Source organism: Microbacterium sp. (assembly GCF_035277845.1).
In the GTDB taxonomy this organism is placed as follows: domain Bacteria; phylum Actinomycetota; class Actinomycetes; order Actinomycetales; family Microbacteriaceae; genus Microbacterium.
In genome coordinates this window covers 1-6,331 of the sequence record NZ_DATEJS010000154.1, presented here as the reverse complement: position 1 = coordinate 6,331, position 6,331 = coordinate 1, and the positions used below count along the sequence as shown (strand labels likewise).

The 6,331-nt window shown below is 70.3% G+C and carries 7 protein-coding genes; 3 read left to right on the top strand and 4 right to left on the bottom strand.

Annotation, left to right across the window (positions count from 1 at the left end; translation table 11 throughout):
* Both VJR25_RS06695 and VJR25_RS06690 read right to left on the bottom strand, forming a co-directional pair.
* The coding region (locus VJR25_RS06695; protein ID WP_324113843.1) for a DEAD/DEAH box helicase at positions 1-199 on the bottom strand (199 nt) is incomplete at its 3' end.
* A 195-nt stretch (positions 200-394) separates the two neighbouring features.
* The gene (locus VJR25_RS06690; protein ID WP_324113841.1) at positions 395-1,246 is read right to left on the bottom strand and encodes a LysR family transcriptional regulator; all 852 of its coding nucleotides are present in this window, start codon (positions 1,244-1,246) and stop codon (positions 395-397) included.
* Between the two features lie 70 nt (positions 1,247-1,316).
* On the opposite strand from VJR25_RS06690, the gene VJR25_RS06685 reads away from it, so the two are divergent.
* Both VJR25_RS06685 and VJR25_RS06680 read left to right on the top strand, forming a co-directional pair.
* Positions 1,317-2,270: a DMT family transporter gene (locus VJR25_RS06685; RefSeq protein WP_324113839.1), complete on the top strand. Its 954-nt coding sequence runs from the start codon at positions 1,317-1,319 to the stop codon at positions 2,268-2,270.
* A gap of 10 nt (positions 2,271-2,280) precedes the next feature.
* On the top strand, positions 2,281-3,330 hold the full coding sequence (locus tag VJR25_RS06680; protein WP_324113837.1) for a biotin/lipoate A/B protein ligase family protein: 1,050 nt from the start codon (positions 2,281-2,283) through the stop codon (positions 3,328-3,330).
* A 6-nt stretch (positions 3,331-3,336) separates the two neighbouring features.
* Here VJR25_RS06680 and VJR25_RS06675 read toward each other — a convergent pair whose 3' ends face one another.
* Positions 3,337-4,059, bottom strand: a complete 723-nt coding sequence (locus VJR25_RS06675; protein ID WP_324113835.1) for a helix-turn-helix transcriptional regulator — start codon at positions 4,057-4,059, stop codon at positions 3,337-3,339.
* A 136-nt stretch (positions 4,060-4,195) separates the two neighbouring features.
* Here VJR25_RS06675 and VJR25_RS06670 point away from each other — a divergent pair, with 136 nt between their 5' ends.
* A complete protein-coding gene (locus tag VJR25_RS06670; RefSeq protein ID WP_324113833.1) occupies positions 4,196-5,551 on the top strand; it encodes an MFS transporter in 1,356 nt (451 codons plus the stop codon).
* Positions 5,552-5,648: 97 nt separating this feature from the next.
* On the opposite strand, the gene VJR25_RS06665 is transcribed toward VJR25_RS06670, so the two are convergent.
* Complete coding sequence (locus VJR25_RS06665; protein ID WP_324113831.1) at positions 5,649-6,251, bottom strand: bifunctional 4-hydroxy-2-oxoglutarate aldolase/2-dehydro-3-deoxy-phosphogluconate aldolase; 603 nt, start codon at positions 6,249-6,251, stop codon at positions 5,649-5,651.
* Between the last annotated feature and the right edge of the window lie 80 nt (positions 6,252-6,331).

Sequence of the window (6,331 nt, the reverse complement as noted above, 5' to 3'; positions counted from 1 at the left end):
CGAGGCGCGCCACGAGCGGCAGCGAGAACGCGATGGTCTTGCCGCTGCCGGTGCGGCCGCGGCCGAGCACGTCCCGGCCGGCGAGCGAGTCGGGCAGCGTGTCGCGCTGGATGGCGAACGCCTCCGTCTTGCCGGATTCGGCGAGCACGGCGGCGAGGTTCTCGGGCACGCCGAGAGAAAGGAAAGTAGGCACGGTGATGCTTTCGGGCAGGCGCACGGATTCCGGATGGATCGGACCGGCGGGAGATGGCGACGACGCGGATTCGCGTCTGGGTTCGCCGTTCGAGAAGAGGGCACAGCCGACCGGGGGCCAGGGCGTGCAAGCGTATCGACGACGCAGCGGCTTCGGATGCCGCACCGTCATCCTACCGGTTCAGGCTGGGCGGTCCCCGCATCACGCCGCGTCGACGAGCGCCTGGGCGAGCGGATGCCACGGCCGGGAGCCCGGCCCGGCGAGCACCAGGCGCCGCGGGCGGGGCTTCACGAGGGGGCGCATGACGAGGTCTGCCGGGAGCATCCCGCGCCCGAGCGAGGGCACGATCGCCACGCCCATGCCCTCCTCGACCATGCGGAACAGCGTGCTCATCTCGCGCACCCGGTGCGAGTACGTGTACGGGAGGCCTTCGTCGTCGTGCATCCGCTTGACGTGCCCCTCGCAGCCGCCGGTCGACACGATGAGCCCGTCGACCTGCAGCTCGGCGAGCGGGATGCCGTCGAGCCCGGCGAGCGGATGGTCGCCGCGCACGACGGCCGCGAACTCGTCGGTCGCCACGAGCTTGCCGCCGGCCGGCATGGGGGAGGGCTCGACGAGGATCGCGGCATCCACGACGCCCGCCTCCAGCCACTCCGGCAGCTCGTCGTCGTCGCCCTCGTAGATCTGCACCTCGACGTGCGGCAGCTTCGCCGCCCACACCGGCAGCAGCTCCGGCAGCAGCCCCTGGCACACCGTGGCCACGGCCCCGATGCGCACGGTGCCGGTGAGCGTGCCGTCCTGGTGCACCGCGCTCTCCAGCGCGGACACGGAGGCGAGCGCCGCGCGCGCGTGCTCGAGCACTCGGTGGCCGAGGGCGGTGAGCGCGACGCCGCCGTCGCGCTGCACGACCCGCCCCCCGATCGCCTTCTCGAGCCCGGCGACGGCGTGCGAGACGGCCGACTGGCTGAGGCCCAGGCGATCGGCCGCGCCGGTGAACGATCCGGTGTCCACGACGGTGACGAGGGCCCGCAGCTGGGGCAGGGTCAGGGCCATCACAACTCCTCATGTGGTGATGAAGCAGATTCATTTGCTTCATGTGTTCGCGGTTCCGAGACTAGGACCCATGCACCAGGTCGGCAAGTCCCGCGCCACGCTGTGGGCGTTCCTCGCGCTGTCCCTGATCTGGGGCGCGAGCTTCCTGTTCATCAAGGTCGGACTGCAGGGGCTCTCGCCCGCGCAGGTCGTGCTCGGGCGCATCCTCCTCGGCGCCGTCACCCTGGCGGTGATCATGACGGTCACCGGGCGGGCGTGGCCGCGCGAGCCGCGGGTGTGGGGCCACATGGTCGTGGTCGGCACGTTCTTCTGCGCGGTGCCGTTCACGCTGTTCGCCTGGGCGGAGCAGTCCCTGCCGTCGAGCCTCGCGAGCATCTACAACGCGACGACGCCGATCATGACGCTGCTGCTGACGCCGCTGGTGCTGCGCTCGGAGCGGCTCGACCGCTCCCGCACGCTGGGGCTCGTCGTCGGCATCGCCGGCGTCGTTGTGCTGAGCGGGCCGTGGCAGCTTCTCGGTGCAGCCGATCTGCGCACGACGCTGCCCGCCCAGCTCGCGTGCCTCGGCGCCACCGTCAGCTACGGGTTCGCGGGCCTCTACCTGCGCCGGTTCGTCAGCGGCCTGCCGTACGACTCCATCACGCTGTCGGCGGTGCAGCTGGCGATGGCGAGCGTCGTCGTGCTTCTGCTCGCCCCGTTCGATGCACGCGGCCCGGTCGCGCTGAGCGTGCCGGTGGTGCTCGGCATCCTGACGCTCGGCGTCGCCGGCACGGGCATCGCCTACATCTGGTACACCCGCGTGCTGCGCGACTGGGGCGCCGCCCGGGCGTCCACCGTCACGTATCTCGCCCCGGTCGTCGGCGTTCTGCTCGGCGTGCTGGTGCTCGGCGAGAGCATCCACTGGTACGAGCCCGTGGGCGGGGCGATCGTCATCGCCGGCATCCTCACGAGCCAGGGCGTGCGGCTGCGGCGCACCGCCGCCGTCGAGCCGCCGGCCCGGAGCGGGGCGCGGAGCACGTCCTAGGCTGGAAGGCATGCACGGCGAGTACAAGGTCCCCGGCGGCAAGCTCGTGGTCGTCGACTTCGACGTCACCGGCGGCGCCATCACGGATTTCCACCTGGCCGGGGACTTCTTCCTCGAACCGGACGACGCGCTGCTCGACATCGACCGCGCGATCGAGGGGATGCCGGAGACCAGCGACGTGGCGTCGATCGCCGCGGCCGTGCGCCGGGCCCTCCCCGAGGGCGCGCAGCTGCTCGGGTTCACTCCCGAGGCCGTCGGCACCGCGGTGCGCCGCGCGCTCATCACGGCTCCCGGGTGGCGCGAGTTCTCCTGGGACGTCGTGCACGAGAAGCCCGTGTCTCCGCGCATGAACCTCGCCCTCGACGAGGTGCTCACGATGCGCGTCGGCGACGGCCGGCGCAACCCGACCCTGCGGATGTGGGAGTGGGACGAATCGGCCGTCGTCATCGGCTCGTTCCAGTCGGTGCGCAACGAGGTCGACCCCGAGGGCGCGCGCCGGCACGGCTTCGACGTGGTGCGCCGCATCTCCGGCGGCGGCGCCATGATGATGGCCGCGAACTCGATCGTCACCTACTCGCTGTACGTTCCGGCATCCCTCGTCGCCGGGCTCACGTTCGCGGACTCGTACGCGTTCCTCGACGACTGGGTGCTGCAGGCGCTGCGCTCGCTCGGCATCGACGCGGTGTACCAGCCGCTCAACGACATCACCGGGCCCTCGGGCAAGATCGGCGGCGCCGCGCAGAAGCGGCTCGCCAACGGCGGGGTGCTGCATCACGCCACGCTGAGCTACGACATCGACGGCGAGGTGATGACCGAGGTGCTGCGCATCGGCCGCGAGAAGCTCAGCGACAAGGGCACCGTGTCGGCGGCCAAGCGCGTCGATCCGCTGCGCAGCCAGACCGGCCTGCCGCGCGAACAGGTCATCGAGCGGTTCATCGACACGTTCACGAACCTGTACGGCGCGACTCCGGGCACGATCAGCCCCGACGAGTACGCCGAGGCCGAAGAGCTCGTGCGGACGAAGTTCGGCACGGACGCCTGGCTCAACCGGGTGCCGTAAGGCGCTCTACTCCCGGGTGCGGGCCTCGTCGAGGTAGGCGTACGCGGTCACGCGCGAGATGCCGAGCCGCTTCGCGATGGCTTCGATCGACTTGCGCATCTGCGTCGCCCCGCGCCGGTCGAGGCGTTCGAGCACAGTGATCTTGTCGTCGCGGGACATGTGCTTGACCGGGCGTCCGATCTCCCCGATCGCCTCCGTGATCATCGAGTCCATCACCGAGACGAGGTCCGTGCCGAAGTGCTCTCGCGGCGCGTTCTCGCCCGCGGTGGACGGCGGCAGCAGCGCATCGACGATGCTGCGCGCATGCTGCAGGGGACTGAGGTCGACGTTGATGCACAGCGACGCGATGATGTCGCCGGCGGCGTTGTGGAAGTACACCGACGAGCAGCGCAGCTCGCGGCCGTCGCTCGTGAAGGCGGTGTAGCCGAAGGCATCATGGTCCTCGCGGCGGTTCTTCATCACGTCGAGCCCCAGCGAGGTGGACGGCCCGCCCACTTCGCGGCCGGTGACATGGCCGTTCTCGATCGCCACGATGGTGTGCCCGAGGTCGACGTCCGCGCCGTCGAGATTGTGCAGCACGACCTCCACCGACGGTCCCGCGGCCGCGGCCAGCGCGCGCATGACCGGGCGGAACAGGCGCAGCACCTCGTTCGCGTTCTCGTACGTCTCGCGTGCGAACTCGCCCGCGATGGCTGCGGCGGCATCCTCTGCCGTGCTCTGTGTCGTCATCGCCCACCTGCCTGAACAAAACATCTGCGGTGTAGACAGACTGTCTATACCGCTGCTAGCTTAGCGATCGTCAGCCCGATCCGTCGAGGCTTTCCTCGAACCGGCACCCCGTCCTTCGTGCAGCAAGGAGGCTCGCATGTCCACTCTCACCCCTCGCCGGGGCCTCAGCGCCAAACAGCGCAAGATGGTCGCCGGTGGTGCCATCGGCACCCTCATGGAGTACTACGACTACTACCTGTACGGCCTCGCCTCGGCGGCCGTGTTCCCGGTGGTCTTCTTCTCCTCCGACGACCCGATCGTCGCGCAGCTGTCCTCGTTCGCGACCTTCGCGGTGGGCTTCTTCCTGCGGCCCGTCGGCGGCATCATCTGGGGCATCGTCGGCGACCGCGCCGGACGCAAGACGGTGCTGATGATCACCGTCGTCGGCATGGGCCTCGCGACCACCGGCATCGGCCTCATCCCGTCCGACAAGACGATCGGTCTCGCGGCGCCCCTGCTGCTGCTGTTCTGCCGCATGCTGCAGGGCTTCTTCGTGGGCGGTGAGATGGGCGGCGCGGCCACCATGGTCATCGAGAACGCCCCGACCGGCAGGCACGGGCTCTACGGCGCGTTCCTGATCAGCGGCGCGGGCATCGCGAACGTGGTGTCCGGCGGTCTCATGGCCGCGCTCGGGCTCACGGCGTCTTCCTGGTTCCTGCAGTGGGGCTGGCGCATCCCGTTCGTCTTCTCGATCGTGCTCGCCGTCGTCGCGGTCATCCTGCGGCGTCAGCTCGAGGAGTCCGACGAGTTCATCGAGACGCAGACGCTGCAGCTGGCCGTGGCCGGCAAGAAGGCCAACCCGCTCGTGGAGGCGTTCCGCCACCCGAAGAACGCGATCATGGGCATCCTGATCGGCCTGCCGCAGTCGATCGCCGGATACGTCGTGCTCACCTACGGGCTCGGCTTCATGGTGACCAACAAGCACCTGCCCGCCTGGATGGGCTTCGCAGGGACCATGATCGTCGGCCTGCTGCAGATCGTCGTCGCCCCGGCGTGGGGTGCGATCTCCGACCGCATCGGCCGCCGCACCGTGTACATCATCGGCTGCATCGGATTCGCCATCATGGTGTATCCCGCGTTCATGCTGTTCTCCACCGGCAACCTGTGGCTGATCTGGCTGGGCCAGATCCTCGGCTTCGTCCTGTTCGGCGTGGCCATGCAGGCGACGCTGTCGACGATGCTGGTGGAGATGTTCGACCCCGAGGCCCGCACCACGGGCGTCAACATCGGCTACCAGGTCTCCAACACGCTCGGCGGCGGGCTGGCCCCGCTCATCTGCGCCGCGCTGGTCGCGGGGGCGGGCGGCGCGTTCTGGCCGGTCGTCATCTACGCGGCCGTGATCGCGATCGTCGGCGTGATCGCGACGCTCGTGGCATCCATCCGCCCCGACGTCGAGGGCTCGGAGCGCCTGCACGAGCTGGCCGCGACCACCACCGTGAAGACCCCGGTCTGAACGCGAACGTCCGGATCCAGCCGACATGACGACGTTCGGGGGTCACGATCTGCGGGTTGAACCCGCAGATCGTGACCCCCGAACAGTCGTTTCGCGCTCAGCCGAGCAGCTGGGCGAGGGCGGGCAGTTGCGCGTCGTCCTCGAGGGCGGAGCCCACGGCGACGACCTTCACGCCGGCATCCAGATACGCCTTCGCGTTGCCCGAGCCCATGCCGCCGGTCGCCACGAACTTCGCCTGCGGGAACGGTCCGCGCATCGCGGGGAACCAGCCCGTGCCGAGCAGGGATGCCGGGAACGCCTTCAGCCACGTGAGCCCGTCGCCGAGCGCGCGCTGCACCTCGGACGCCGTCGCGACGCCGGGGATCGACGGCAGGCCGGCCTCGTGCGAGGCGCGCACGATGTCGAGGTCGAGGCCCGGGCTGACGGTGAACGCGGCCCCGGCATCCTTCGCCTGCTGCACGTGCTCGAGGGTGACCACCGTGCCGGCGCCGACCGTGAGGCCGCGCTCGCGGGCGGCATCCGCGACGACCCGCAGCGCCTCCACGTCGGTCGGCGTCTGGATCGGCAGCTCGACCGCGGTGATGCCGAGGTCCCAGGCCCGGGTGGCGGTGGCGAGGCTGCGCTCCACGCCCATTCCGCGCAGGATGGCCATCAGGGGGACGTCGGCGAAGATCTCGTCGAAGGCGGAGTTGTCTGTCATGGTGGGTGACCTTTCAGAGGTGGTCGGGGACGAAATCGCTCGTGGACTGCAGCACGAGGTGCGCGCGCCGGTGCCCGGCG

Excerpts from the sequence above, each read along its gene's own strand:
- VJR25_RS06690 (WP_324113841.1), bottom strand. The coding sequence starts at position 1,246 with ATGGCCCTGACCCTGCCCCAGCTGCGGGCCCTCGTCACCGTCGTGGAC.
- VJR25_RS06685 (WP_324113839.1), top strand. The coding sequence starts at position 1,317 with ATGCACCAGGTCGGCAAGTCCCGCGCCACGCTGTGGGCGTTCCTCGCG.
- VJR25_RS06680 (WP_324113837.1), top strand. The coding sequence starts at position 2,281 with ATGCACGGCGAGTACAAGGTCCCCGGCGGCAAGCTCGTGGTCGTCGAC.
- VJR25_RS06675 (WP_324113835.1), bottom strand. The coding sequence starts at position 4,059 with ATGACGACACAGAGCACGGCAGAGGATGCCGCCGCAGCCATCGCGGGC.
- VJR25_RS06670 (WP_324113833.1), top strand. The coding sequence starts at position 4,196 with ATGTCCACTCTCACCCCTCGCCGGGGCCTCAGCGCCAAACAGCGCAAG.
- VJR25_RS06665 (WP_324113831.1), bottom strand. The coding sequence starts at position 6,251 with ATGACAGACAACTCCGCCTTCGACGAGATCTTCGCCGACGTCCCCCTG.